Consider the following 26,508-nt stretch of genomic DNA (forward strand, 5'->3'; position numbering starts at 1 on the left):
TTTAGACCTCTTTATATCTTATATTAATGGGTTGGGTGTTTATGTGCATTAACCCAAAGCAATTTGAACGTCAACACCCGCCGCCAAGTCAAGCTTCATTAGCGCATCCACAGTTTTGTCGGTAGGTTGAACGATGTCAACCATACGCTTATGAGTACGGATTTCGTACTGATCACGAGCGTCTTTGTTTACGTGTGGTGAAGTTAGAACGTTGAAGCGCTCAATGCGAGTCGGCAACGGTACAGGACCACAAACTTGCGCACCGGTGCGCTTTGCAGTATCAACAATCTCTTGTGCAGATTGATCAATCAGACGATGATCAAAAGACTTAAGACGGATACGGATTCTCTGGTTAGCCATGCCAGCAAGCTCCTAATATGTGCCTTTGTCATTCTTGCTTTGCAAGTAAATGAGCAAAAGCCGTTTGGTTAAATATTCACTTAAAGCGGCCTTCTGTTCTAAACCAGAATGAGTTCGTTAACGGAACTTATAGCGTACTAAAAGCAAAATAGTTTAAAGCCCCGCCGACCCTTCCATTATAGGATGTCAGCAAAGGCATAATGAAATAGTGCTAGAAACGATGCTCTAGCTGTCATAGCGCCAGCTGTTTGATTGGCTGCGCATATATAATTCAGTGGTGTGTATTATACATAATTTTTGACCCATTGCAAGGAGGTTATTTGCAATGATGTTAGATAGTAATTGATATAAAACATTATTTGTACACTACATCCCCACTTTTTATAAGAGTATTGGTCATTAAAGATTAACTTATGCAGTCGCTAATCTCTAAACTACTTGCTTTGGGTATTTAATAATAAACGCTTAATCTAGAACAATATCATACTGCTCTTGGGTATAAAGATTCTCAACGTCAAAGGTAATTACCCGACCCAATAGGTACTCTAAATCTGCCACGGTGTCCGATTCTGAAGTCAGTAATAAATCTATCACGGCAGCATGGGCGACCACGGTAAATTTCTTTGGTGAGTTATAAGTGCGAGCACAGCGCATGATTTCACGGAAAATCTCAAAGCAGACGGTTTCAGCGGTTTTAACAAAGCCGCGACCCTGACAGGTTGAGCACGGCTCACAAAGCTGCTGACCGAGCGATTCGCGGGTACGTTTGCGCGTCATCTCAACCAAGCCAAGCTCACTGACTTGGGTGATTTTGGTTTTGGCATAATCTTGTGTCAGCTGTGCTTGCAAACTCTCTAAAATATCGTCTTTATGCTGCTGCTCAAGCATGTCGATAAAATCTAGAATAATAATGCCGCCTAGATTGCGCAGACGTAGCTGCCGTGCAATAGCATGGGTGGCTTCGAGATTGGTTTTATAAACGGTATCTTCTAACGAGCGCGCGCCAACGAAAGAGCCAGTATTGACATCAATCGTGGTCATGGCTTCAGTCTGATCGATAATCAGATAGCCACCCGACTTTAAGTCGACCCGCCGTTTTAGGGCGTCGCGTAAGTCGTCTTCGACACGGTGCACATCAAACAGTGATTGCTCAGCGGTATAATGCACAATGCGGTCATAGACAAAGGGGACAAATTCTTTGGCAAAGTATCTAACTTGCTCATAAATTTGTGCATTATCAATCACCACTTTTTCGGTATCGGCATGTACCAAGTCACGAATCGAGCGCAAAGGTAGCGATAACTCTTGATAGATAAGCTCGGAGCTTTGATTGGGCTTCATTTCTTGGCGACGGGCACAAATAGTGCGCCACAGCTGCAATAGATAGTAAATATCTTCTTCAAGCTTATCGACAGGGACACGCTCAGCCGCTGTACGGGCAATGAGACCGCCTTTTAGATTGACGGTTTGCATCAGGCTAGCAAGTTCAGTTTTCAGCCGTGTGCGCTCTTCGTCGCCATCGATACGTTGCGAGATACCGATATGTTCACTTGATGGCAAATAAACCAAATAACGTGATGGCAGCGAGATATTGGTGGTTAGACGTGCACCCTTGCTACCGAGCTGGTCTTTGGTGACTTGTACTAAAATACGTTGGCTTTCGTGCAGACGATGCTGAATCAGAGTTTTTGTAACGGGGACGACTTCAGTGCTTTGCGCACTGACAACGGGCGGCGTGATTGCTAATTCATCAGTAGCGGCGTCTATAATAGTGCGTTCGTTATTGGTCGAGTCTTGGGATTTGTTTTTCTTTTCGGCGACTGGACGCGGCTCACGCTGCATATCATTGACATGTAAAAATGCGGTGCGCGATTGTCCAATATCAACAAAAGCTGCTTGCATACCGGGAAGCACACGTACCACCGTCCCTAGATAGATATTGCCGACCAAACCCAGTTTATGATGACGCTCAATATAAATCTCGCCTAAGACACCGTTATCCAACACGGCGACCCGAGATTCCATGGGACTAATATTAATCAGCAGCTCTTCGGACATAATATTTTCTCTTATCACTCAGCTTTCTTGTGAAGCGTTCATAGTTTGGTAGCCTCACAGTGTACCAAATGCACCTTGCGTTTGCCCATCACCCTACCGTGTCATTATGTGCATAAGGGTTAGCCATCTACTTTTAGCGAATTGACAGCCTTAGCTTTATCCTCTGGTATTTCTTTTAGTTGCATGTCATTTACTTGCATCTTATTTATAAGCGCCAATGTCTGTGCCAGCGGCAAACCAACCACATTGGTATAGCTGCCATTGATACGGCTCACCCATGCTGCACCCAAACCTTGAATGCCGTAACCGCCCGCTTTATCAGCAGGTTCACCGCTGTCCCAGTAATTACTCATCATCTCTATGGTTAAAGGTATAAAGGTCACTTCGGTACGCTCAGTGATTTTTTGCTGATTCACGACTTGCAATACTGGCTTATGATTTGGGCTGCTAGCACTCTCAGAGGAGAATGCTATATGGGTTGCTTGCACCGCTGTCCAGACTTCATGGACATTATCAGACATCTGCTGCCACATGCGATAAGCGTCTTCACGATGAGCCGGTTTAACCAACACTGTCTTGCCGTCTGCTAAGACACCGATGGTATCAGCGGTTAAAACAATAATGGATTCAGGTAAGTCAGCTTGTTTGTCGTTTAACTTTTTATTCAATGCTCTATTTAATTGTTCGACTGCTGCCTCTGCCTTAGTAGCGACCATACGTTCAATATACGCTTTGGGCGCTTCATCAATATGAGGCGTCTCATCAATATCGACGCTCATGACCGTGAAGTCGAGTTGCGCTCTAGTTAACAGCTCATGACGGCGCGGTGAGCCAGACGCTAAAATGAGTTTCATTGCTATTCTCTTATTTTATAAATTTATGACTTTTTATTATTGCAGATTAATAAGCACCTAAAATCAGCGCGCAAATTTGCGTAATATAAATAGCACCAATGGCCAACTTATAATACTCATCAATAAAGATAAGGCAGATTGGGCGACAAAGGTATCTTGGATATACATCTGTAATATCCATAAAGTGACTTGGAAGATGGCTAACCCTAGGCTGGCAATTAGCCACGCACTGATGGTATTTAGCTGTCTAATATAAATACTAGTGACTTTTATCACCAATGCCACCATCACGGCAGCAAAGGCTTGCTGACCTAAGTGTGTGTCCATCAACAAATCAGCGATGATGCCAATGGTAAAGGCGGCAAAAACCCCGACATAACGCGGTTGAAACAGTAACCAAAAAATCAGCACCATCATCATAACCATCGGGCGCAATGTTGCCATGCTCGGGCTTAACGGATAAACACTAAGCGAGGAGGCGACAATAAAGCTCAGGACAATCACGGCAAGCAACAGCCCAGTTGCATTATCAGAATCAGGATATGCCATGAATACTTACCTTTAGCGAGTGTTTAGCGGCTGCTATTTGACTATTAATCTAGCATTGAGGGGAATAACACGGCGGTTAATGGTTAATAATATCTTTGGATATCATTCATTCATCCATCTATCCATACATGCACGCTATGGATTATGACAAGCTATGCATGCTTATGAATAAGTTATACTTTCTTATGAATAAGCTATTAATTTTCACTGATGTCTGCATTGCGTTTATTGCTCAGCTTATCTTGTAGCACCAGCACGTAAGCATTGTCGATAAAGTTTGCCGCTGGCGTGACTTCAATACTTCTAAAGTTATCAGCTTGCGTATCTTCGACATGAGCAATACGCCCAACCCGATAGCCTGCCGGTATACGCCCGCCCAATCCTGATGACACCAGCTCATCGCCAACGCGCACATCTGAGGTTTTAAAGACATAGTTTAGACGTAAAGAGGTTGGTATGCCCTCACCGGTGACAATGGCGCGCTGTCCCGTACGCTTGACGGTTACGGCAACAGACTGCTGCTCATCGGTAATCAATAACAAGCGGCTGGTATTGGGATAGACATTAATAATTTGCCCTAAGATACCGTCTTCATCGATGACCGTTTGACCCACTTGCACGCCATCTTGCTCGCCTTTATTGAGCACCACGATTTGCCTGAGCAGATTGGTATCAGTACCAATCACTTGGGCCAAATTTAAATCAAACTGTTCGGGACGTGTGGTCGATAGGATACCTTGCAGGCGGGCGTTTTGCGCCAAGATATAATCTTGCTGCTGCAGCTTAGCTTGAGCATGGATAAGTTGCGATTTTAGCTGCATGTTTTCGCGGCGTAGCGCTTCTTTAGATTGCAGACTGCCACTTGACCAGTGTTTTGCATAGCTTGGCAATAACGACAGCTCATAAATGGGCTGCATGGCGGCATGGGTGGTCGTACGTATGGGATTGAACCATTCTGGATTTTTGCTATCAAACCACATCAGTATCAGCGCCACTATCAATACAATAGCAGTCTTACGAAGCGCTAGCGGTTGGCGAGCAAAAATACTTGGAATCATAGTTGGTCTAATCTAGAGGTTTTAATGTGAGCAATAACGGCTACTTGACATAACAATAGCAAATATCAAGATATAAAATATGACCCTATCAAAATTTTGTACTTAGCATCTCGATATAGTAGAACTACTTTAAAATCGATACAATTTTAAAATCTATACCGTGCGACTGGGATGAATTTTTCGTAGCCTCTGTGATAACAGCAAGCAAGGAAAATTTATACCAGTCGCACATAGCTATAATGTCGCGCTTTTATTTTAAACTAACTATAGCAATGCTAAAAACCAATGACCAAAACGACCAAGCAAGTAATATCGTGCTGCTATTTAATTTTGGCATGGGTTTTATCATGGATTAATGTTATTAAAGGCAACCTGATTGGCTACCTTTAATAGAATAAAACGAATAAGAAAAAACGGTTTTTATGATAAAGCGCCCACGCAATGTCATGCTAGCGTTCATCAAATAGAGTAAATATAGCCATGCCTGATTACTAACTATATAGGCAATACGAAATAAACATTACCAACTATATGCACAATACCACCTATATAAGCATTACCGATTTAGACAAAAATCATATTAAGACTTTTGTTATTGATAAAATCAAGCGAAATACCACCGCCACGGCTGACGCAAGTTAATGGGTCTTCAGCAACAGTGACAGGTAGACCGGTTTCTTTTGAAATCAGCTTATCTAAACCTCTTAATAACGCACCGCCGCCCGTTAAGACAATACCGCGTTCTGCGATATCTGATGACAGCTCAGGTGGTGTTTGCTCAAGTGCGGTTTTTACTGCGCTGACGATACCACTTAATGGATCGCTAAGAGCTTTTTGCACCTCTTCTGAATTGACCATAAAGGTTTTTGGTACGCCTTCTGCCATACTACGACCGCGAACTTCAACTTCTAGCTGGCTGTCTTCATTTAATGCTGAGCCAACTTCTTGTTTGATACGCTCAGCGGTGGTTTCACCAATCACGCAACCGTGGGTACGGCGTACATGAGTGATAATCGCTTCATCAAACATATCGCCACCGATACGAATCGACTCCGCATAGACGCAACCTGACAAGGCGATAACGGCAATCTCAGTGGTACCCCCACCGATATCAACGACCATCGAACCACTGGCTTCATGAACCGGCATGCCAGCACCAATTGCTGCCGCCATAGGCTCTTCTAGCAACAATACTTTGCTTGCGCCTGCTGATGAGACCGCTTCGCGAATCGCTTTACGTTCAACAAGGGTCGATTTGCAAGGAACACAAACCACCACGTTAGGCTGTGCCATAAAACGCTTGGCTCTTACCTTAGTGATAAAATGCTTGAGCATTTTTTGCGTCACTTCAAAATCCGCAATCACGCCGTCTTTTAACGGGCGAATCGCCGTAATATTGGCAGGCGTACGACCTAGCATTTGCTTGGCATCAATACCAACGGCAGCAACGGTAGGGTTCTGGGTACGATTACTTCGTAGCGCGACCACCGTAGGCTCGTCGAGCACCACGCCTTTACCAGGAATAAAAATAAGGGTGTTCGCAGTACCGAGGTCGATTGCGATATTATTTGATAAAAATCCAAACAGGTTCATGACTAATATATCCAGCGTCTTACAAATGAGGCGAATGAGGCGAATGAGGCGAACGAAATTGACTGAGGGTTTACTCGTCAGTGTTGAGCAGGTCGTCGTTAGACATGACCTGTGGCGAGAGTTTATCATCGCAACAAGTCAAACCGAAGCCATAATGATGAAATGCAAAAACTGAGCTAAATTATACCGATTTAGCTCAAAAAAAACACAGATATTTGCATCAGTACGCTAGGATTTTGCTCTTAAGCGCTAAAATTTGTTACAAAGTTTGAAATGGCGGACAATACCACTCCATTATATGAAACATCATTTAATTCAATAACTAACAAGGCGCTACAGCCATGTGACATTTCTGCTGAGTGTTTTGCTTATTAATTTGCTTAGCAGTGGGTGCATACTGTAACGTATTTCATAACCAAATAGTGAGTAATTGATAATCAATCCATAACTATCCGGTCAATTTTGCAAATAGGGCTGTTTTCTAAAGTCAGCCTATAGGCGATGCGCTATAAAATGAACACAGAGCTACTGATATTCATTTTGCGCAGCCTCTGTCTGCATAGGCACAGCAAGCAAGGAGAATGAATACCAGTAGCGCGTTATAATACTTGTACTTGTTTCATTTAAGATTGACTATATTAATAAAGACAGTTGCGCGCTTAGTAACCGCAAGGCTTAATAACAGCAGCGACTCATAAAGCCAACGCGCAAAACATAAAAATGAATGAAGCATAAAGACCAATAAAGCATAGATAATAATGCAGCAATCAAAGCCCTGCTCTGTAATCTTGGCTGAGATGCTTTATAATAAGGACACTCTCTATAAAACATACAGATAGAGCCTGTGTTTTAATATTTTTTAACCTGTTTTAGTATTTTTTAACGATTATCTCTCTTAATACTGACCCATTTTAGTCATACCCTACTCTAATAAAAACTGTCCTTAACTGGAGAAATTATGTCACAGCCAACCCCAGCGACTGAAAATACTGTCAGCCGTCAAGAAATCTTAGAAGTTGCCCGCCTTGCGCGCTTAGGTGTTGATGAAGACACCGCCAGCAGCTACGCCGACGATATCACCAAAGTACTAAAGCTGATGCAAACGCTTGGTAATGTAGACACCACCGATATCAAACCTTTGTCAAACATTCATGAAGTTTGCCAAGATTTGCGCGCAGACGTCGCTAAACACGATATCAATCGCGAGCGCAATCAATCAATGGCCCCTGCTGTTGAAGCGGGTCTATACCTTGTGCCACAAGTGATTGAATAATTATTCTAATAGTTTTTGCCTTTATTTTATCCTATTTACTGCTACTCACATTTTGACGGACGACACCTTATGTCTGAACTTCACCTCTTAAGTACCCAGCAGCTTATTACGGGCTTGCAAGACAAACAATTTAGCAGCGCGGAATTAACTGAACATTATATAAAGCGCATCGACGCGCTCGACAGCAAGATTAACAGTTTCATCACTCATACCTCTGAAACCGCGCGCGCACAAGCACAAGCGGCCGACGAGATGCGTGCCCAAGGCGACAAGCGTCCACTGCTTGGCGTACCAATGGCACATAAAGACATTTTTTGTACCCAAGGCGTATTGACGACTTGTGGTTCAAAAATGCTACATAACTTCATTTCACCTTATGATGCAACCATTGTCACCAATATTGATAAAGCGGGCATGATTAGCCTTGGTAAGCTCAATATGGATGAGTTTGCGATGGGCTCGGATAATGAGAGCTCGCATTATGGTGCGGTACACAATCCTTGGAATCTAAATCACGTCCCCGGTGGCTCATCAGGTGGTAGTGCTGCCGCCGTCGCCGCAGGCTTTGTGCCCGTTGCTACCGCTAGTGACACGGGTGGTTCTATTCGTCAGCCAGCGTCATTTTGTGGTTTAACCGGTATCAAGCCAACTTATGGTCGTATCTCGCGCTTCGGTATGATTGCCTACGCCTCAAGTCTTGACCAAGCAGGTAGCATGGGTCGTAGTGCCATGGACTGTGCGTATCTGCTACAACCGATGATTGGTCATGATCCACGCGATGCCACTTCTATCAAACATGATATGCCAGATTATGTCCAAGATTTGAATACTGCGGTCACTGCCGCTGGTGATAACGCGAAGCCATTAGAAGGCTTACGTATTGGCGTGGCAAAAGAGTACTTTACGAGCGGACTAGATACGGAAGTCGAACAAGCGGTACGTGCAGCGCTAAAGCAATATGAAGCGCTTGGTGCAACGATTGTAGAGGTCAATATTACTGACCCTGAGATTACCCTTGCGACTTATTATATGCTCGCACCAGCGGAAGCCTCATCGAACCTGTCACGTTTTGATGGCGTGCGTTTTGGTTATCGCTGTGAAAACCCAACCGACCTTCTCGACTTATACACGCGCTCACGCTCAGAAGGCTTTGGCCCTGAAGTACAACGTCGTATTTTGACCGGTACTTACGCGCTATCTGCTGGTTACTTTGATGCTTATTACACCAAGGCTCAAAAAGTACGTCGACTCATTGTCAAAGACTTCGAAGACGCTTTTGCTAACTGTGATGTCATCGCCAGTCCAACCGCGCCAACCGCTGCTTATAAGCTTGGTGAAGACCTTGACCCTGCGACGATGTATTTGGGTGACGTATATACCATCGGTGTCAACTTAGCCGGTTTACCTGCACTTAGTCAGCCTGTTGGCTTAACGTCAAACGGTTTGCCAATTGGTTTGCAATTGATTGGTCAGTATTGGCAAGAAAGCAAGTTGCTCTCTACCGCGCACCTATTCCAGCAGCATACCGACCACCATTTACAACACTCTACCATCGCGAAGGAGACGGTATAATGAACACAGCAACTACTACTGATAATGCCGCTCACCAAGAAATCGTCCGCAAAGAGCTGTTCGTCGATGGCTATGAAGTGGTCATCGGGATTGAGATTCACTGCCAGCTCAATACCGAAAGTAAGATATTTTCCAGCGCGCCGACTGACTTTGGTCATGAGCCAAACACCCAAGCCAGTATCGTCGATTTAGGTCTGCCGGGTGTCTTGCCCGTATTAAACAGTGGCGTCGTCGATCGCGCCTTAAAATTCGGCATTGGCGTCAATGCTGAGCTGGGTTTATTTAATACGTTTGACCGTAAAAACTACTTCTACCCTGATTTACCAAAAGGCTATCAAATTACCCAAATGGCCAATCCTATCGTTGGCAAGGGTTATATTGATGTCGTGGTCAATGAAGGCGATAAAAACGAATACCCTAAACGTATGGGTATCACCCGCGCCCATTTAGAAGAAGATGCTGGAAAATCGGTGCATGATGCTGTCGATGGCATGACGGGCGTGGATTTGAACCGCGCTGGTACGCCATTAATCGAAATTGTCTCTGAGCCTGATATGCGCTCAGCCCATGAAGCCCTTGCTTATATCAAAGCCATTCACCAGCTGGTCACATGGCTTGGTATCTCAGATGCCATCATGGCAGAAGGCTCATTCCGCTGCGACTGTAACGTCTCTGTGCGCAAGCCTGGTAGCGAGCTTGGCACACGTACTGAGCTGAAAAACCTTAACTCGTTCCGCTTTATCGAGCGCGCTATCAACCGTGAAATCGAGCGCCAAATCGATATCATTGAGGACGGCGGTAAAGTCATCCAAGCCACGATGCTGTACGATCCAGAGCGCGATGAAACTCGTACCATGCGTACCAAAGAAGACGCCAACGACTATCGCTACTTCCCTGACCCTGACTTGCTGCCTGTCCGTATCGAGCAGCATACCGTTGATAGCATTCGTGCAGCGATGCCTGAATTGCCTGTTGCCCGTCGTGCACGTTTTGAAGAGGCACTTGGTCTATCAGAATATGACGCTCGTATCTTGACTGGTAGCCGTCCGCTAGCCGATTATTTCGAAGATGTCGTCGCTGAGGTTGGACAACAAGATGCCAAAATGGCGGCTAACTGGGTCATGGGCGATCTGCTCGGTGCGCTCAATAAAGATGATAAAGACATCATCGACTCGCCTATCAGTGCCAAGCAATTGGCTGGTATGCTGGCACGTATTAAAGACGATACCTTATCTGGCAAATTGGCTAAGAAAGTCTTTAGTGCTCTCTATGAGCGTGAAGGCGGCGACGCTGATGACGCCGCAGATAAAATCATCGAAGAAAAAGGGCTTAAGCAAGAAACTGATACCGGCGCTATCAAAGCCATCGTTGAAGAAGTTATCGCGAAAAACCAAGCGATGGTCGATGAGTATCGCGGCGGTAAAGAAAAAGCCTTTAACGGTCTGGTTGGTCAAGTGATGAAAGCCAGCCGTGGTAGTGCCAATCCACAACAAGTAAACCAAATCCTAAAAGAGCTATTGGGTTAAGGTTAACTGCTCATTGGTTGTGCTGACTATGATAAGTAAAATGCGACTGTAGATTTTGGCTAAAATAAATAGCCCTTGCAATATGCATAATTTTGCGTAAAATAGTCAGTCATTCGGGGCGTAGCGCAGTCTGGTAGCGCACTACACTGGGGGTGTAGTGGTCGCAGGTTCAAATCCTGCCGTTCCGACCAAACATAGTAGTTAAAGAGAAAAGCCAATCATTGATATCAATGATTGGCTTTTTTTATACTTAACTATTCTCCATTAAGTATTACAAAGATGCTTTAGTAATCGTACTTAGCGCTTCATTGATAACAAACACTTTAGATTTAATGTCTTTAAAACCAAATGAGGTCAGCCTTTGGGTATGCTTTTCTAAATATCTGTTGGCATCGTTCAGATTATCAAATACATAAATGCCACCCGCTTCTTGCGTCTCTTCATTTTCTGTCCATAGCTTATAGACCAGACCGTTCTCGGTTGCAATGTCTTCGGCCAGCTCTTTCATGGCGTCAAAAAACGCACTGCCAAAAGGTCCGCTATAAGGAAAGTCGACTTGCAAAAGATATTTCATTTTTTAACCCTCATTATTATTGAATAATTGGCAAAAGATATGCTGCCAGATGACGACAATCTTAACATATTACGATTGCCTATAGACTTTTAGCAATTGAGCCGCTAGGGTAAATACTTTATATTTATTCTGATTTGACCTATGTCTGAGCTTAGCGTGCCACGCCCTACAACTCTCGCAACTCATGCCAATTATGCGCCTTGGGAAGCATACCAGCGACCTTATGTGCGCGATTTGGCGTATGTGCTTGCCTGCCCTAACGTCTTGACGAAGTGGCTAGATGTAGCACCGTACCAAAACACCCATGCTATCTTCGTACATAGCGCAAGCTTTTGGCAACAGCAGTTTGAAGCTTATCAGCAGCGTTTAAAGGAGTTGGATACCACCAATGACTATCAGGCGCTGACCCGCTATTTATTAAAATGTCCGAGCCCTAATCGCTTAGGTTTTCACTTTGAAGGCTTATTATCATTTTGGCTAGAAGATGGCTTTGCGCGCAAATTGCATCCGTATGAGACGCTTGCTAATAACGTGCAGTTATACAATGGCAAACAGACGATTGGTGAGCTGGATTTGATTTTATATAATCATGAGGAAAAGCTCACTGAACATTGGGAGTTGGCGATTAAGTTTTTTATGGGTGCCGCACCTTTTGCGCCGATTAATTGGGTTGGGATCAACTCCAACGACAATCTACAGCGCAAAATGACCCATATGCAAACCAAGCAGTTTTGTAGCATTTGGGTGGATACTGAGAAGCATGGACAAGTTAAGATTGATAAGCGTTATGGTGTCATAAAAGGGCGATTCTTTTTGCCAATGAACATCGCTCATTTCGTCTATCCTCACTGGCTAACACCCAGCTTCCCCATGCACGAATGGTGCGATACCACTGATAGCGCTAGTCTTGCGAGGTTTGATATCAGCGTATTGCGCGCCGCCCATTATATCGAATGGTTTAGCAAGCGCGACTTCTACGATGGTCGTCAGCTACCACTTATCAATTCTGAAAATGCTATCTTAAAAACAGGGCTCTACTTTGAAGGTGATAGACCGATTGTCATTTATCCTCGGCTGCGTGATGGTGTAGATGATTGATTTTGCCTAGCTTATATTTTGGTTTAATACCTATTAACACTTATCTATGCCTTTCAATAACTCTCAATCACCTGCATCAGCTCATATCTCAGCATATCAGCACTTGGCATACGCTCGGCGTGAAAGCGCACGATAGCAATACCCGCACTGGCAAGCGCTTTATCCTTTTTATCATCGGCCTTTTGCCGCGCTTTACTGCTATGCGTCCAATCATCAAGCTCAATGGCGAGCAAAGTAGTCTGTGCATCGACATCAACGATGACATAGTCAACGCTTTGACGACAAATACGATTAAACCAAAAACTGCGTTCTGAGGTTTCACTGCTATTGGCTTCGATGATACGTGACAGCTGAACTTGGACAAAAATATGATATTCTGGCAAAGCATTTTTTAACTTATTAAAAAATATCACTTCCGTGTCCGTCATAATGGGCATCGGCGCAAAGGGCCAAATAGCCAGCTCATCACCGCGCACAGGCGGCGGTTCAGGTTCATTAACTTGCTTAGGAGAGAACAGTTTTGGCAGGGTGATCAACCCTACAAATCCAACCGCCAATATTAAAAATATAACGCCAAATGACATGGTTTTACCTTATACATAATGAAAGCCGTCAGCTACGTGTGCTGATGTCACTAAAAAGATGACGACACATGGCCAACCGCGACAGGGCAGCCTTTGTAGGCTGACAGGTTATACAGTACAGAGAGGGACAGAAAGAAATAGGAAAGAACGGCGCTCATCGTAACCAAGCTTGCACCAATCGGCAAACGATAAAACAAAAAACACGACAATAGATGTCGTGTTTGAATAAAATTAGCTACAGCGATAAAAATATAAACCAGCCTAATTAAAATTGTGCGGTTTATTTAGCAATAACTAGCATCGATTTGCAGCACTATAAACGCTATTTTAGCGCCAGTATAAGACCCAAGCACTTGTCGTATTAACTTTGGGGTCGCTATTAATCTTATCTTTTAAGGCCAATGCCGCAACTTTGCCGCGCTCAGGACCAACGATAACGCGTACACCGCGACTAGTAGCACTGGTCTTAACTTGATAGCCGGCAGATTGGAATTTCTTTGCCAACTCATCCGCTTTGGCTTGGTCATTTGCCAGTGCCACTTGCACGCCAAAGCTACCTTTAGCATCGGTTTCTTTCACTTCTTTGCGCGCCTCACTAAGTTTCTGTTGCGCTTCACGCTTGGCATCGGCCGACTTCTTGGCTAGCGCTTCTTCTTTTTGACGCTTGTCTTCACGCGCCTGCTCAGCTGCCGCTGCTTCACGCGCTAAGCGCTCCACCTGCTTGCGCGATGGTATGGTAATACTTTGACCCAGTTGTAGTGATGTCGAAGGTGATAGATTATTCGCTTGTGCCAAGACTTCTACGGGCATATTGTATTGCCGCGCCAGTTTAATCAGCCCGTCACCTTTTTTTACTTGGTAATCAGAAGGCGACTTTGGTGGCTCATTTTTAGCTGCTTCTGCTGCCTCTCGCTTTTTCTCAGCGGCAGCTTGCGCTTGTTTCTTAGCATCAGCCTGCTTTTTTGCCTCAGCTTCCTTTTTACTATCTGCTAATTTCTTAGCAGCCGTTTGTTCTTTAAGGGCGGCTTGGCGCTGCGCTTCTTGTTGCGCTTGGGCAGCTTTTTGCTGCTCGCGAGCGTTTGCATCATTTTCAGCTGAAGCAGTAGTGCTATTACTGCTATCCATACGAGGCTTTACCGTTGGCGTGGCAAGGTTGTTTTTTGCAGCCTCTGACTCTTTACTTTCTTCAGCAGCTGGTGCGCTACTGGCCATATACTGCTGACTTTCCGCACGGGCTTTTGCCAATGCTTGTGCTTCAGCCGCTTCTTGTTCGGTTAAGAACTGCTGAGCACGCTTTTCTTGTTCTGCAACACGAGCAGCGCGCTCTTTTTGTTTTTGTGCCAAGATGCGCTTTTCAGTCTCGATATCAGTCGTCAATGGCTGCGGAGACTCTTGTGCGGGGCTTGGCTTATCTATCATCGCTGACGCTGGTTGGGGTTTATTGCTATCACCAATTTGTTGCACCATGGCGTATAGCATCACGCTACCGCCTATAATCATCCCAATGCCCAATAAGGCTTGTCTCGAAAAGTTCATCCGTTTACGTCTCTTAGTTGGTAATAAGGTTGATTGAGCGGCGCAACTATCGTTTCAAAAACTGTTATTTCAAAGCTGTCGTCTCAAAAACTGTTATTTCAAAAACGGTCGTCTTAAAAATATACTTAAATAGTTTAAATCGCTTTGATAAACAGCCTTGATAGTTAAATAGTTGCCATTGCCACCGGTTACGTCCATCCATTTATAAAGGTTATGCCGAGCATCTCTCTCATAGCATTGTATAGCAGGATGCTAAATCAATTTGATTATAAAGCATATTTTTCATACTGTCTGCCATCATGCTACTGCTAAGATTAACATGATATAAATACGATTTTAACTTAAATTATCAACCGCAAGTGCCGCTAGCGCCTCACCAATCGTATGGAACGAGCCACATACCACGATTAAGTCTTGCGCTTGACTGTCATTTATAACGGCATCGGTGGCTTCTGATAAACGTTTAAACTCATGTATTTGCGCACTATCGACATAGCTTGCTAAGATACTTTGCAGCTGCTCAGTGCTCGCCGCCCGTGGATAATCAATCTCAGCGATAAACCAATCGCTAATAGGCAAGCCCGCTTCGGTCAAACGCTGTACGACTTTATTGATATCCTTATCGCCCAACATAGAAAACAGCATTTTAATGCTGGCAGGTTTACGGTTGGCTTGATTGCTGCTTTGATTGAGAGCATCAGCACTATTTTGCGTGGCTAAATGCTGCTGCCAAAGCGGTAATAATTGCGCCAATAAAAACTCAACGCCTTGCTCGTTATGCGCTACATCAAATAACCAATGACGGTTATGCGTCTCACAATAATCAAAACGACCAGCGAGCTTGACCGTCTGCAATGCCTGTTCGATAGCCTTTTTATCAATATTTAATGGGCTTGCCAACACCGCTGATAAGGCATTGGCGGTATTGGTCAATGACAGTGCTGGACGTGGTAGTTGCATGGTGACAGCGGCATTACTGTATTGCCAAACGTCGGTATCCACTTCACGATAATCAAAGTCTTGCCCAGCTTGATAACAAGTTGCCTGATGCGTATCAATCGCTTGCTGTACACTAGCTGGCATCGCAGTAGCGCCATAAACCAAGGTAATGCCATCACGTAAAATACCTGCTTTTTCACGGCCAATATCTTCGACATTATCCCCTAGCCAATCGACGTGATCGATAGCGATATTGGTAATCACTGCCATATCAGGGTCAATAATATTGACCACATCAAGGCGACCGCCGAGCCCAACTTCTAACACCCAGACATCGCAGTCTGCTTCGGCAAAGATTAATAATGCTGCAAGCGTTGTCATCTCAAAAAATGACAAGGTTAAAGCGCACCGCAACCGCGCCGCCTCTACCTTGCTAAAGGCATCAATTAACGTCTCATCACTGACCATCTCGCCATTGATACGCACGCGCTCGTTAAATACGCTCAGATGCGGTGATTGATACAGCGCCGTTTTATACCCTGTCGCTTGGCACATTTGTGCGATGACCGCAGTCGTTGAGCCTTTACCGTTGGTACCCGCCACGGTAAATACATAAGCATCGTCTTTGGCTGACTGTACCACGCCTAATGCCTCAGCAACCGGCAATACTCGCGACAACCCCATATCTATCGCCGAGACATGAATCTGCTGCATATAATCAAGCCATTCGGTCAAACTCGAGTGCTCAGTAGGAGTGTTAGAGGTAGAAAGTGAAGAGTCAGACATGAGCGGAACCTATATTGAAATAGTCGGTTAGGAACTAGTTATTTAAAAGATATTCATTAAGAAAATAGAGACAGTATATAACTACCTGACCAAAAAGCAAAAATAGCATTTACCGTTATTAACGATAAATGCTATTCGTAATTTTTACTTAGTCGATTTAATTTAAAAAGTATACAGTTTAAAAAGGATACAGTGCTGCTGGGTTAAATTTTGCAAAGCCTCTGGAATGCGAAGCGCACAGCAAGCGAGGAAAATTTATTCTAGCAGAACGCTATTTCTAACGTTCTTATTTGCTAAGCAGTTAAGCGTATTAAGCAGCAACATTCGGTACGCGGCATAGCTTTGCAAGCAAACGATAAATCGTATCAATCAATTGATGACGATGTACCACTTCATCGACCACGCCATGCTCTAATAAGAACTCAGCACGCTGGAACGGCTCTTCTAGCGTCTCACGAACCGTTTGTTCAATCACGCGCTTGCCTGCAAAGCCAATCATGGCTTTTGGTTCTGCTAAATGGATATCACCTAACATAGCAAGCGATGCCGTCACCCCGCCATAAACAGGATTGGTCAATACCACGATATATGGCACGCCAGCAATTCTTAAGCGTTCAATCGCCGCCGCAGTACGAGCCATTTGCATTAATGATAGCAAACCTTCTTGCATGCGCGCACCGCCAGAAGCAGCAAAGCAGACTAAGGGAACTTTATCTTTAAGGGCTTTTTCAGCGGCCTCTACAAAACGGTCGCCGACCACCGAGCCCATAGAGCCGCCCATAAAGCGGAAGTCAAAGGCACAAGTAACGATATCAAGATTGCGCAATTTACCGTACATCACAATTAGCGCTTCGGACTCACCGGTCTTGTCCTGTGCTTCGGTCATGCGCTGCGGATACGGCTTACTATCCACAAAGCTTAATGGATCTTTGGCAGTGAACTGCTGTCCTAGCTCACCCTCTACTTGGTCGAGCAGCCAGTTTAAGCGCTCACGAGCACTCATCGGTAAATGATGGTCACAATGCGGGCAGACATAGCAATTAAAAATCAGCGCCGTATTGGTAATCATCGAATGACAGCTGCTGCACTTGGTTGACGGTTCGGTCTCTACCGCCGTCAAAGGTGCGGTCAGTTGCTGCTTAATACCCGGTATTGGGCGATTAAACCACGATTGCCCTGCGGTATTATTTGGCGCAGCGCCGTTATTCGCAGCATTATTATTTATAGTATCTGGTGTTATGGTATCAGTCATATTATTCGCCATTATCAAAGGCTTATCGACAAGTTGGCTTAGTTACTTGTCCCTAAGAAGTCCGTTTATAAGAATCAATTTAAAAGTCACATATCCTTATAACATGAGCAGTTATAAAGCACGCTTATGCGCAACTGTAACAATTTATATGTGATGTTAGTTTACACACGTAAACTAACTTTAGCAAAGTCATTTAACCGTGTCTTTATAAACATTGTTATAAAAGTTACGATAATCCTTGATATAAAAACAGCTATCGCCCCTCTTATAAATAGTAAGATAATGACGTTGCTGAGCCATACACACGTTGATGCCAATACGTTCGATATAATATTAGACCGTTAAACTATCGAGTGCGCCGCGTAGCTCGTCCATTTTTGCCATGATTTTTTGCTGAGCTGCCGCAACCGCAGAGGCATCTTTAGCATCGATATCAGCAAAGTTTTGTACCAACGCACTACCCACAATGATACCGTCGGCATGCTTACCAATTGCTTTCGCTGATGCTGCATCACGAATCCCAAAGCCCACGCATACTGGCAAATCGGTCTCCGCTTTAATCGCTTGCACTTGGGTCGCAACATCATCGGTATCTAGCGTCGCCGAGCCAGTCACGCCCTTAAGCGACACATAATAAATATAACCACCGCAATGGGTCAGTACTTGCTCACGGCGCTCAGGCAAAGTGGTCGGCGATAATAAGAAAATCTCATTCATCGCATGTTCAGTTAAATGCTGAGTAAAGCTGCCCGCCTCGCTTGGTGGCAAATCAACCATCAAAATACCATCTACGCCTGACTGCTCGCATAAAGCGACAAAGTTGTCATAACCGATGATTTCAACGGGATTGAGATAGCCCATGAGGATAATTGGCGTCTGCGTGTCTTGCTTGCGGAACTCAGCAACCATTTTTAGTGCATCACGCGTACTCGTTCCTGCTGCTAAGGCGCGCTCGCCAGCCAATGCAACGGTTGGGCCATCGGCCATTGGGTCAGAAAACGGTAAGCCCACTTCAATCATATCTGCGCCGTGCTTGACTAAGTCATGTAGTAAGCCAACAAAGTTACTCGGATTAGGATCGCCCGCCATCACGTAAGGAATAAGGGCTTTTTTATTTTGAGCTTTTAGGGTTTCAAAGGTGCTTTCAATTCGGGTCATAGTGTTCTCTACAATTAATTCAAACTGGCTATATTGACCCTCTACGATTTAATGAGAGAGCCAATCAATTTATTTTATAAAAGCGGATTTATAGTGCGCAATAAAATACGCGACTACAACTCAATCCCTTCCGCCTTCATTACCGAATGCAAATCTTTATCACCGCGACCTGACATATTAACGATAATGGTTTGCTCAGGGGTCATGGTTTTAGCCAGCTTAAGCGCATAGGCAACCGCATGGGCAGATTCGAGCGCAGGGATAATACCTTCTTTACGTGTCGCTTCATGAAAGGCTGCCAATGACTCTTTATCCGTACAGCCCACATACTCAACACGTTTCATATCTTTTAAGAAGCTATGCTCAGGACCAACGCCAGGATAATCAAGTCCCGCTGAGATAGAATGCGTTTCTTGAATTTGACCCTCATCGTCTGCCATCAGATAAGTACGGTTGCCATGTAGCACGCCGATACGGCCAGCAGCCAATGGCGCGGAATGGCGACCGGTTTCTATGCCGTCACCTGTCGCTTCAACGCCATACATTTTGACTTCAGTATCGTTTAGGAAATCAAAAAATAGACCAATAGCATTCGAGCCACCGCCAACACAAGCGACCAAGGCATCTGGTAATTTGCCCGTTTTTTCTAAATGTTGGATACGCGCTTCTTTACCGATAATCGCTTGGAAATCACGCACCAGTAGCGGATAAGGATGCGGGCCGGCAACCGTACCGATAATATAATACGTGCTATCCACATTGGTTACCCAATCACGCATGGCTTCATTCATCGCATCTTTTAGGGTACGTGAACCAGAAGTCACTGGCACAACCGTTGCACCGAGCAAACGCATACGATAGACGTTCATTTTTTGGCGCTCAACATCGTCCGCGCCCATATAAACGATACACTCTAACCCTAAGCGAGCAGCTATCGTCGCCGTCGCAACGCCATGTTGACCTGCACCGGTCTCAGCGATAATACGCTTCTTACCACACATCTTGGCAAGCAGTGCCTGCCCAATGGTGTTGTTCACCTTATGCGCGCCAGTATGATTTAAGTCTTCACGCTTAAAGTAAATTTGCGCGCCACCAATCTCATCACTCAAGCGCTTGGCATGATAAAGCGGGGTTGGGCGACCAACATAATTGACCAAGTCATTATGATATTCTTCCCAAAACGCAGGGTCGGCTTTTACTTTAGTATATAGCGCTTCTAACTCTTCTAATGCCGCCATCAGGGTTTCAGAGACAAAACGACCACCGTGAACGCCGAAATGTCCGCGTGCGTCAGGGTATTGGTTAAAGTCTTGTACGTCTGTTGGATTGGTAAAGGTGTTGATAGATTGTGCAGTAGCAGATGGTACTTTGTTCGTGGCATGACTCATGATAATTCCTACGATAAGTGGTATTTTTTAGTATAAGGATTGGTCGTATAAATATTAGGATAAAGAAAAATTAGATTTAATCAGGAAGTCGGAATAACGCTTAAATAAGAGTAGATAGCACAAATATAGCAGTTATCTTAGAGAGCGTCAGTGACCGTCTCGTTTTGCCATCGGTCACGCTTGACTGCTTTCATAAAGGCACGCATTTTAGCAGCGTCTTTTTTACCTTTATCAGCCTCAATTCCGCCGCTAACATCGACGCCATAAATAGGCAAATCAAGAGTCGCAGCGACATTGTCGGCATCCAGTCCACCCGCTAAGACAATCGGCAGTGAGCTATTATCTGGAATCAGGCTCCAATCAAAGCGCGCGCCCGTACCGCCATATTTATACTGATGATAAGCATCAAGCAAAATACTGCTCGCTCCTGCGGCGGCAAAACTATCAATCCGTGCGCTTACATTTTCCACAGTATCTTGCTCCGCATTGATACGCAGCGCTTTCATCCAGCGTTTATTGACGGCATTTGCCAGATACTGGCACTGTTCAGGCGTTTCATCACCGTGGAATTGAATGATATCAAAAGGGACATTATTTGCCAGTTCAATCAGCTCATCTTCAGGCATATTGACCACTAATGCCACGACACTGACAAAAGCAGGCAAGGCAGCGCTTAATATCTGCGCCTGCGCTAGCGTCACCGCACGCGGACTGAGGGGATAAAATATCAAGCCGACCGCATCAACACCCAACTGCACAGCGGTATTGACGTCACTAAGCTGGGTAAAGCCGCAAAACTTAACGTGCATTATATGCCCTTTTTTATAAGCTTGCTAAAATTTCGGTAAAGGCAGTAAATAATAGGCTAAAAATAAAAGCTTCTATAAATCCCACCAACAGCGATATTACGCCAAATGCTCATCATAAGGAATGATGCTGATTTGTTAAGCGCATAGCAAATCAATTGCATCCAAAAACTTATCCTAGCATACTTTTATTCGTAGTTTTGTTTATGATTGCGATTGATTAAAATAGGAATAATTGAATGTCTAACACGGCGTCAGCCAATGGCGAAAACCATGATAATACGAATGTCAGTATGCCGCATTACTTAATGTGGTTTCGTCGTGATTTGCGGCTGCATGACAATACAGCGTTGGCGGCACTTTGTGAGCGGGCGAACGCAGACAAGGCGCAAGTCAGTGCTATGTTTTTCCTTACGCCTGAACAGTGGCAAGCGCACGATATGTCACTCACACAGCTCGACCACATCGCCCGCACCTTGCCAATCTTAGCAACATCTTTGCATAAACAATTGAATATCACATTGAACGTACAGGCTTGTCCAAGCTTTTCTGATTGTGTCGAGGCGCTAAGCACATTATGTGAGGCCAATAACATCAGCTGTGTGATGGCAAATCATGAGTACGAAGGCAATGAGATTGAGCGTGATGAACAACTCACCAAACAACTGGCAAAAAACGATATCGAATTTATTCGCTGGCATGACCAATGTATCTTACCGCCGCACAGCATTACCACCAATGATGGCGATAGCATGTACAAGGTATTCACGCCATTTTATAAAAAATGGCGGCATACCTTAGATGTTAGCACCATGCAAATGCATGAAGCAGCAGCCATAAATAACAACAACAACGCCAAGCTAAAAATCTCGAAAGCTAGCGCCACGACTATCAAAGATATCGAAAAATTAAGTAAAGGAACTGTTGATGACTATCAAAAGACATTACAAGATGGCTGTTCAGAAGGTATTGATTCATTAAAGCATATTGATATGGACGCACAGCTTGATTACGCTCGTGCAGCTTACCCCGCTGGTGAAGCTGCTGCTTGCCAGCGTTTAGAGGAATTTATCGCCGAAGATATCGATAACTATGATATCAGCCGCGATGTGCCAAGCTTGCACGCGACTAGTCAATTATCAGCTTACCTGACTATTGGCTCAATCAGTCCCAGACTTTGCTATTTACAAACCACGAAAGCGCAGGAAGAATTGCACAGTGATGATGGCAACGCCCTTAAGAACTCTGACAACAATGACATTAATCGCTGGATAAGCGAGCTTGCTTGGCGAGATTTTTATCGTCATGTAATCGTTGATAAGCCAACGCTCATCCGCCATAAGGCTTATAAAGAAGAGACAGATAGTAAGATTCATTGGTCATATAACGAGGATGATTTTGAGGCGTGGTATACAGGCAAGACTGGCGTGCCCTTAGTTGATGCCGCAATGCGTTGTTTAAATGCCACTGGCTTTATGCACAATCGCTTACGGATGGTCACCGCGATGTTTTTGACCAAGGACTTACTGATTGATTGGCGCTTAGGTGAGCGCTACTTTATGCAGCAGCTGATAGACGGTGACTTTGCTTCAAATAACGGCGGCTGGCAGTGGAGCGCGTCAACAGGTACGGATGCTGCGCCCTACTTCCGTATTATGAACCCTTTTAGCCAAGCCAAAACTCATGATACTGACGGCGAATTTATCAAGACTTGGCTACCGGAATTAAAAGATGTTCCTGCCAGCATTTTGCATAGCGAGGATAAAATGCGTAAAGAACTGGCTAAGGGTAGTAAGTTTGCTAATATTAACTATCCAATACCAATAGTTGAACACAAAGCTGCTCGGCAATTAGCGATTGCAGAATTTAAAAGATAAGACTGAGTGTAAACAGCTCTAAATTTAAAAACAGTTATGCACTAAAAATAGCCATGAACTAAAACTCAGTTATGAGTTAAAAAAACAGTCATGATTTTAAAAGCCTTAGCTGTCTATTTGCACCAAACTACTTTGTGGCGCACTCGCCCTACCAGTATCTGACTCTAATATCCGCGTCTTAATGGTGTAAATGGCATAAGCGAATAAGGTAAAACTGAGGATTAACAGTACCCAAGTCGCAAACGATAGCGACCCTTTTGCTTTAGGATGTTTGGTTAATTTGCGCTTCTCATGGGCAGACGGCTGATTATTAGAAGTTGTCATAGATGCCACCTCTTACATTATATGAGATATAGGCCTATTTGAACGACAGTATTTATAAGTCTGTCGTTAATCACAAATAAGTCCTGCTATATAATATAATAACCCTATTACTCATCATTTCAAGCAACAACTGTTAACTGGCGAAGATATTTATCAGAACACCGAAACCTCTCTCCTCGTCCTAACCCCTTACAATGCCAAAACCCAATCCATTTAAACCATTTAAGCATTAGTCACTGGCATCTGACACGCCCCTGCGCCCTGCGTGGTTATCGTTACTACTGCGCCAGTTAATGAAAATAACTGCTGCAACTGCGTTTGCGCATTTTCTAATGCCATATTCATTACATCACCGCGGCAAGCACGTTCAAGCACTTCCTTTTTTGCCATACTTTGCGCTTGTTGCAAAATCTTTGGATCAACCTGCATCATGCCAAAAGCGCCCGTTTGCCAATCATAAATCTCGATATCGTCTAAATAAACCGAAAACACCTCTGATGGCGGTAAAGTAATATGAATCTGCGGCATGATAGAGACGGGATTATTGGCATCCACGCTTTCAGCATTTTTTATAGCAGCCTCAGCAGGCGCTATCACTTGCACCATCTCAGGCGTTAAAGCGCTCAAATCAATCCCCGCTTCTACGCGCCCACGGGCGATAAACAAGCCCTTTTGCTCATCTTGCCACAGCTTCATCCAACTGCCTGCTTTTTGACTGGTAATGATAGTATCAACACTAAACGCCACCGTCTCCAAGCGATTCAATTTCTGAATTTGCATCACCACCCCTTCCCGGGTAATGGTCTCTATAGGCGCTTCTTTGCTACTTTTTTGCAGACTATAAATCGCAAAAACGAGCGCGGCAAGACCAATCATCACTACCAACCACGACATCATAGCGATGGGTTTTTTCGCAGGCGGCTGATTGGCATTATTATTACTGATAGAAGAATGGTTCTCAGGATTGGTCATGTAAACTACCTCAAAGTTTTTTTGTTTTTATAAGCGAGTTAAAAAGCTAAATATTTAGTATCGAAATCTAAGATATAAATGCTAGTTGCGCGCGTTAACTTCAAGTAATAACTACCAATACTCTACATAATTCTCAATAGTGCTATGGCGAAGAAGTCAGCTCATTATTTGCTATAAATATGCTTAAAACCGCTAAATAATCGAATTAATACCAACATATTTGGCTCTTTAAGTAATGTTGTGGCTGAAAAAACAAAAAGTCATTGCGTCTTAGGCGAACTTTACCTAACATAGTCAGATTGTATAAGCAAAATGTTGGCGTACACCTATTTTTCTGGCTTATATGTCTAAAATATGACGTTGCCAATATGGACGTTTAATACAAAATGAAAAGTTCTAGCCTTTTTGCAAGGCGTTTTATGAACGCACTTTCTTCTGATGTACTGTTTGTCGCAGTACTTTTTAGCTAGGCATGTCCTAGACTATTACCAAGTGATAAAAGGTAAGCTTGCGTCGGCCATCAAAGCACACGCTCAATATCCTACTATTTCTTATTTATTTTATCGTTGATAAGGTTATGCTTTATTTATGAAAGCCAGTCAATTTTTGTTTGCCACGCTAAAAGAAACTCCCAGCGATGCTGATATCGCCTCAAGCCAATTAATGGTAAGAGCAGGTCTTATTCGTAAAATCGCTTCTGGATTATATATCTGGTTGCCGATGGGTTTACGCGTGTTGCAAAAAGTCGAACGCATCGTTCGCGAAGAGATGCAAAACGTCGGCGCTCAAGAAGTGCTGATGCCAATGACCCAACCTGCCGAGCTTTGGCAGATGACCGGTCGATTTGACGATTATGGTCCTGAGCTATTACGCTTCAAAGACCGTCATGACCGCGATTTTGTTTTGGGCCCGACGCACGAAGAAGTCATCACCAATCTTGCCCAAGGCGAGCTGCGCAGTTATAAGCAGTTGCCGATTACCTTTTTCCAAATCCAAGGTAAGTTCCGTGATGAGATTCGTCCGCGTTTTGGCGTAATGCGTGCGCGTGAATTCACCATGAAAGACGCCTACTCGTTCCATGTTGACCAAGCGTCACTCGCTAAGACTTACCATGATATGTATGACGCTTATACGCGCATCTTTACCCGTTTGGGTTTGGATTTCCGTGCGGTACAAGCGGATACGGGTTCTATCGGCGGTTTTGCTTCGCATGAGTTCCATGTGTTGGCAGACAGCGGCGAAGACGATATCGCCTTCTCAGATTCTTCTGATTATGCGGCCAACGTTGAGCTTGCTGAATCGGTAAGCACCGCTGAGCGTCAACCACCGAAGATGGAGCGCGAAGACGTCTTAACGGAAAATATGACCAGCTGTAAAGTGGTTGCTGAACATTTGGGCGTACCGCTTGAGACGACGGTGAAAACCTTAATCGTTCATGGTCATACTGAAGATGGTGAGCCGCAATTAATCGCTATCGTTTTACGTGGCGATCATCAGCTCAATACCATTAAAGCTGAAAAAATCGAAGAGGCCAATGTGCCGCTTATGATGGCCTCTGATGAAGAGCTCATAGCAGCGGGTCTGCATAAAGGCTTTATCGGTGTTGATTTGGATATGCCAGTATTTGTTGATCGCTCAGCCGCCACCTTGTCAGATTTTGTCACGGGCGCGAATGAAGTCAATAAACATACCGTTGGTATGAACTGGGTACGTGATGCAAGCATTACTCGTATTGTTGATGTGCGCAACGTACAAGAAGGCGACCCTTCTCCAGATGGTAAAGGCACGCTAAAAATCAAACGTGGTATCGAAGTCGGTCATATCTTCCAGTTGGGTGATAAGTACTCGCAAGCGCTGAATGCGACCGTATCTGGTGAAGATGGCAAGCCTGTTACCCTAATGATGGGGTGTTATGGTATTGGCGTTAGCCGTATCATCGCTGCTGCTATCGAGCAAAACAACGACGAAAACGGCATCATGTGGCCAAAAACGCCAACCATTGATGACTCGATTGCGCCTTTTGAAGTGGCTATCATTCCGATGAAGTCAAAAGAAGAGACCGTCATGGAGACGGCGACCGCTTTGTATGAAGAGCTAAAAGCGCAAGGCATCAATGTACTACTTGATGACCGTAACGAGCGTCCAGGCGTTAAGTTTGCCGATCTTGAATTGATTGGTATTCCACATCGTATCGTGGTTTCAGACCGTAACTTGGCTGAAGGCAAATACGAATACGTCAATCGCCGCGAGGCAGAAAAGCAAATGCTCAGCCGTGAAGAAGTCATGGCGAAAGTAAGCAGCAAATAGTTTTATTAATAAAACTTATGCCATAAAAAGCGCCTGTCTTAGTGAATAAGATAGGCGCTTTTTT

22 protein-coding genes and 1 tRNA gene are annotated in these 26,508 nt (G+C 44.4%); 7 read left to right on the forward strand and 16 right to left on the reverse strand.

All coding sequences use genetic code 11. From position 1 onward, the window contains the following. Window positions 1–48: 48 nt before the first annotated feature. From rpsJ to B3Q63_RS07145, 6 genes are all read right to left on the reverse strand, one after another. A complete protein-coding gene (gene rpsJ, locus B3Q63_RS07120) occupies window positions 49–360 on the reverse strand; it encodes a 30S ribosomal protein S10 (protein ID WP_010196670.1) in 312 nt (103 codons plus the stop codon). 465 nt (window positions 361–825) lie between these two features. Then, the gene (locus tag B3Q63_RS07125) at window positions 826–2,418 is read right to left on the reverse strand and encodes an Rne/Rng family ribonuclease (RefSeq protein ID WP_296175256.1); all 1,593 of its coding nucleotides are present in this window, start codon (window positions 2,416–2,418) and stop codon (window positions 826–828) included. Between the two features lie 119 nt (window positions 2,419–2,537). Then, window positions 2,538–3,272, reverse strand: coding sequence for a Maf family protein (locus B3Q63_RS07130; RefSeq protein WP_296175258.1), 735 nt, complete (start codon window positions 3,270–3,272; stop codon window positions 2,538–2,540). Between the two features lie 63 nt (window positions 3,273–3,335). Next, a complete protein-coding gene (gene mreD, locus B3Q63_RS07135) occupies window positions 3,336–3,821 on the reverse strand; it encodes a rod shape-determining protein MreD (protein WP_296175260.1) in 486 nt (161 codons plus the stop codon). Between the two features lie 197 nt (window positions 3,822–4,018). Continuing rightward, window positions 4,019–4,879 carry a rod shape-determining protein MreC gene (mreC, locus tag B3Q63_RS07140; RefSeq protein WP_296175263.1) on the reverse strand — a complete coding sequence of 287 codons (861 nt, stop codon included), beginning with the start codon at window positions 4,877–4,879 and terminating at the stop codon, window positions 4,019–4,021. 564 nt (window positions 4,880–5,443) lie between these two features. Beyond that, window positions 5,444–6,481 carry a rod shape-determining protein gene (locus B3Q63_RS07145; RefSeq protein ID WP_296175389.1) on the reverse strand — a complete coding sequence of 346 codons (1,038 nt, stop codon included), beginning with the start codon at window positions 6,479–6,481 and terminating at the stop codon, window positions 5,444–5,446. 949 nt (window positions 6,482–7,430) lie between these two features. Here B3Q63_RS07145 and gatC point away from each other — a divergent pair. The 4 genes from gatC (at window position 7,431) to B3Q63_RS07165 (ending at window position 11,034) form a co-directional block, all read left to right on the forward strand. Beyond that, window positions 7,431–7,745 (forward strand): Asp-tRNA(Asn)/Glu-tRNA(Gln) amidotransferase subunit GatC, encoded by a 315-nt coding sequence (gene gatC / locus B3Q63_RS07150; protein WP_183621128.1) that lies wholly within the window; start codon window positions 7,431–7,433, stop codon window positions 7,743–7,745. 69 nt (window positions 7,746–7,814) lie between these two features. Continuing rightward, window positions 7,815–9,317 carry an Asp-tRNA(Asn)/Glu-tRNA(Gln) amidotransferase subunit GatA gene (gene gatA / locus B3Q63_RS07155; RefSeq protein WP_296175264.1) on the forward strand — a complete coding sequence of 501 codons (1,503 nt, stop codon included), beginning with the start codon at window positions 7,815–7,817 and terminating at the stop codon, window positions 9,315–9,317. After that, window positions 9,317–10,843 carry an Asp-tRNA(Asn)/Glu-tRNA(Gln) amidotransferase subunit GatB gene (gatB, locus tag B3Q63_RS07160; RefSeq protein WP_296175265.1) on the forward strand — a complete coding sequence of 509 codons (1,527 nt, stop codon included), beginning with the start codon at window positions 9,317–9,319 and terminating at the stop codon, window positions 10,841–10,843. Before gatA ends, gatB begins: the two co-directional genes overlap by 1 nt. Before the next feature lie 114 nt (window positions 10,844–10,957). Further along, window positions 10,958–11,034: transfer RNA gene (locus tag B3Q63_RS07165), tRNA-Pro, on the forward strand. 80 nt (window positions 11,035–11,114) lie between these two features. Here the strand turns inward: B3Q63_RS07165 and B3Q63_RS07170 are convergent. Continuing rightward, a complete protein-coding gene (locus B3Q63_RS07170; RefSeq protein ID WP_201562684.1) occupies window positions 11,115–11,417 on the reverse strand; it encodes a monooxygenase in 303 nt (100 codons plus the stop codon). A 141-nt stretch (window positions 11,418–11,558) separates the two neighbouring features. Here B3Q63_RS07170 and B3Q63_RS07175 point away from each other — a divergent pair, with 141 nt between their 5' ends. Further along, a complete protein-coding gene (locus tag B3Q63_RS07175) occupies window positions 11,559–12,515 on the forward strand; it encodes a DUF1853 family protein (RefSeq protein ID WP_296175267.1) in 957 nt (318 codons plus the stop codon). A gap of 53 nt (window positions 12,516–12,568) precedes the next feature. Here B3Q63_RS07175 and B3Q63_RS07180 read toward each other — a convergent pair whose 3' ends face one another. The 7 genes from B3Q63_RS07180 to B3Q63_RS07210 form a co-directional block, all read right to left on the reverse strand. Further along, complete coding sequence (locus tag B3Q63_RS07180) at window positions 12,569–13,099, reverse strand: DUF2726 domain-containing protein (protein ID WP_296175269.1); 531 nt, start codon at window positions 13,097–13,099, stop codon at window positions 12,569–12,571. Window positions 13,100–13,426: 327 nt separating this feature from the next. Beyond that, complete coding sequence (locus B3Q63_RS07185; protein ID WP_296175271.1) at window positions 13,427–14,635, reverse strand: SPOR and LysM peptidoglycan-binding domain-containing protein; 1,209 nt, start codon at window positions 14,633–14,635, stop codon at window positions 13,427–13,429. A gap of 336 nt (window positions 14,636–14,971) precedes the next feature. Then, window positions 14,972–16,360, reverse strand: coding sequence for a bifunctional tetrahydrofolate synthase/dihydrofolate synthase (folC, locus tag B3Q63_RS07190; RefSeq protein ID WP_296175273.1), 1,389 nt, complete (start codon window positions 16,358–16,360; stop codon window positions 14,972–14,974). A gap of 310 nt (window positions 16,361–16,670) precedes the next feature. Next, the gene (gene accD / locus B3Q63_RS07195) at window positions 16,671–17,624 is read right to left on the reverse strand and encodes an acetyl-CoA carboxylase, carboxyltransferase subunit beta (protein WP_271134361.1); all 954 of its coding nucleotides are present in this window, start codon (window positions 17,622–17,624) and stop codon (window positions 16,671–16,673) included. Window positions 17,625–17,945: 321 nt separating this feature from the next. Then, on the reverse strand, window positions 17,946–18,770 hold the full coding sequence (gene trpA, locus B3Q63_RS07200) for a tryptophan synthase subunit alpha (RefSeq protein ID WP_296175275.1): 825 nt from the start codon (window positions 18,768–18,770) through the stop codon (window positions 17,946–17,948). Window positions 18,771–18,883: 113 nt separating this feature from the next. Beyond that, window positions 18,884–20,158 (reverse strand): tryptophan synthase subunit beta, encoded by a 1,275-nt coding sequence (gene trpB / locus B3Q63_RS07205; RefSeq protein ID WP_296175277.1) that lies wholly within the window; start codon window positions 20,156–20,158, stop codon window positions 18,884–18,886. 137 nt (window positions 20,159–20,295) lie between these two features. After that, the gene (locus B3Q63_RS07210) at window positions 20,296–20,967 is read right to left on the reverse strand and encodes a phosphoribosylanthranilate isomerase (RefSeq protein ID WP_296175280.1); all 672 of its coding nucleotides are present in this window, start codon (window positions 20,965–20,967) and stop codon (window positions 20,296–20,298) included. A gap of 236 nt (window positions 20,968–21,203) precedes the next feature. On the opposite strand from B3Q63_RS07210, the gene B3Q63_RS07215 reads away from it, so the two are divergent. Next, complete coding sequence (locus B3Q63_RS07215) at window positions 21,204–22,841, forward strand: cryptochrome/photolyase family protein (protein WP_296175283.1); 1,638 nt, start codon at window positions 21,204–21,206, stop codon at window positions 22,839–22,841. Window positions 22,842–22,946: 105 nt separating this feature from the next. On the opposite strand, the gene B3Q63_RS07220 is transcribed toward B3Q63_RS07215, so the two are convergent. After that, window positions 22,947–23,165 carry a hypothetical protein gene (locus B3Q63_RS07220; RefSeq protein ID WP_296175285.1) on the reverse strand — a complete coding sequence of 73 codons (219 nt, stop codon included), beginning with the start codon at window positions 23,163–23,165 and terminating at the stop codon, window positions 22,947–22,949. Between the two features lie 222 nt (window positions 23,166–23,387). Then, window positions 23,388–24,137: a DUF4230 domain-containing protein gene (locus B3Q63_RS07225; protein ID WP_296175287.1), complete on the reverse strand. Its 750-nt coding sequence runs from the start codon at window positions 24,135–24,137 to the stop codon at window positions 23,388–23,390. Window positions 24,138–24,725: 588 nt separating this feature from the next. Here B3Q63_RS07225 and B3Q63_RS07230 point away from each other — a divergent pair. Beyond that, window positions 24,726–26,444, forward strand: coding sequence for a proline--tRNA ligase (locus B3Q63_RS07230; RefSeq protein ID WP_296175290.1), 1,719 nt, complete (start codon window positions 24,726–24,728; stop codon window positions 26,442–26,444). The last annotated feature ends 64 nt before the right edge of the window (window positions 26,445–26,508 follow it).

The organism is Psychrobacter sp. UBA2769 (assembly GCF_002352555.1).
GTDB lineage: Bacteria > Pseudomonadota > Gammaproteobacteria > Pseudomonadales > Moraxellaceae > Psychrobacter > Psychrobacter maritimus.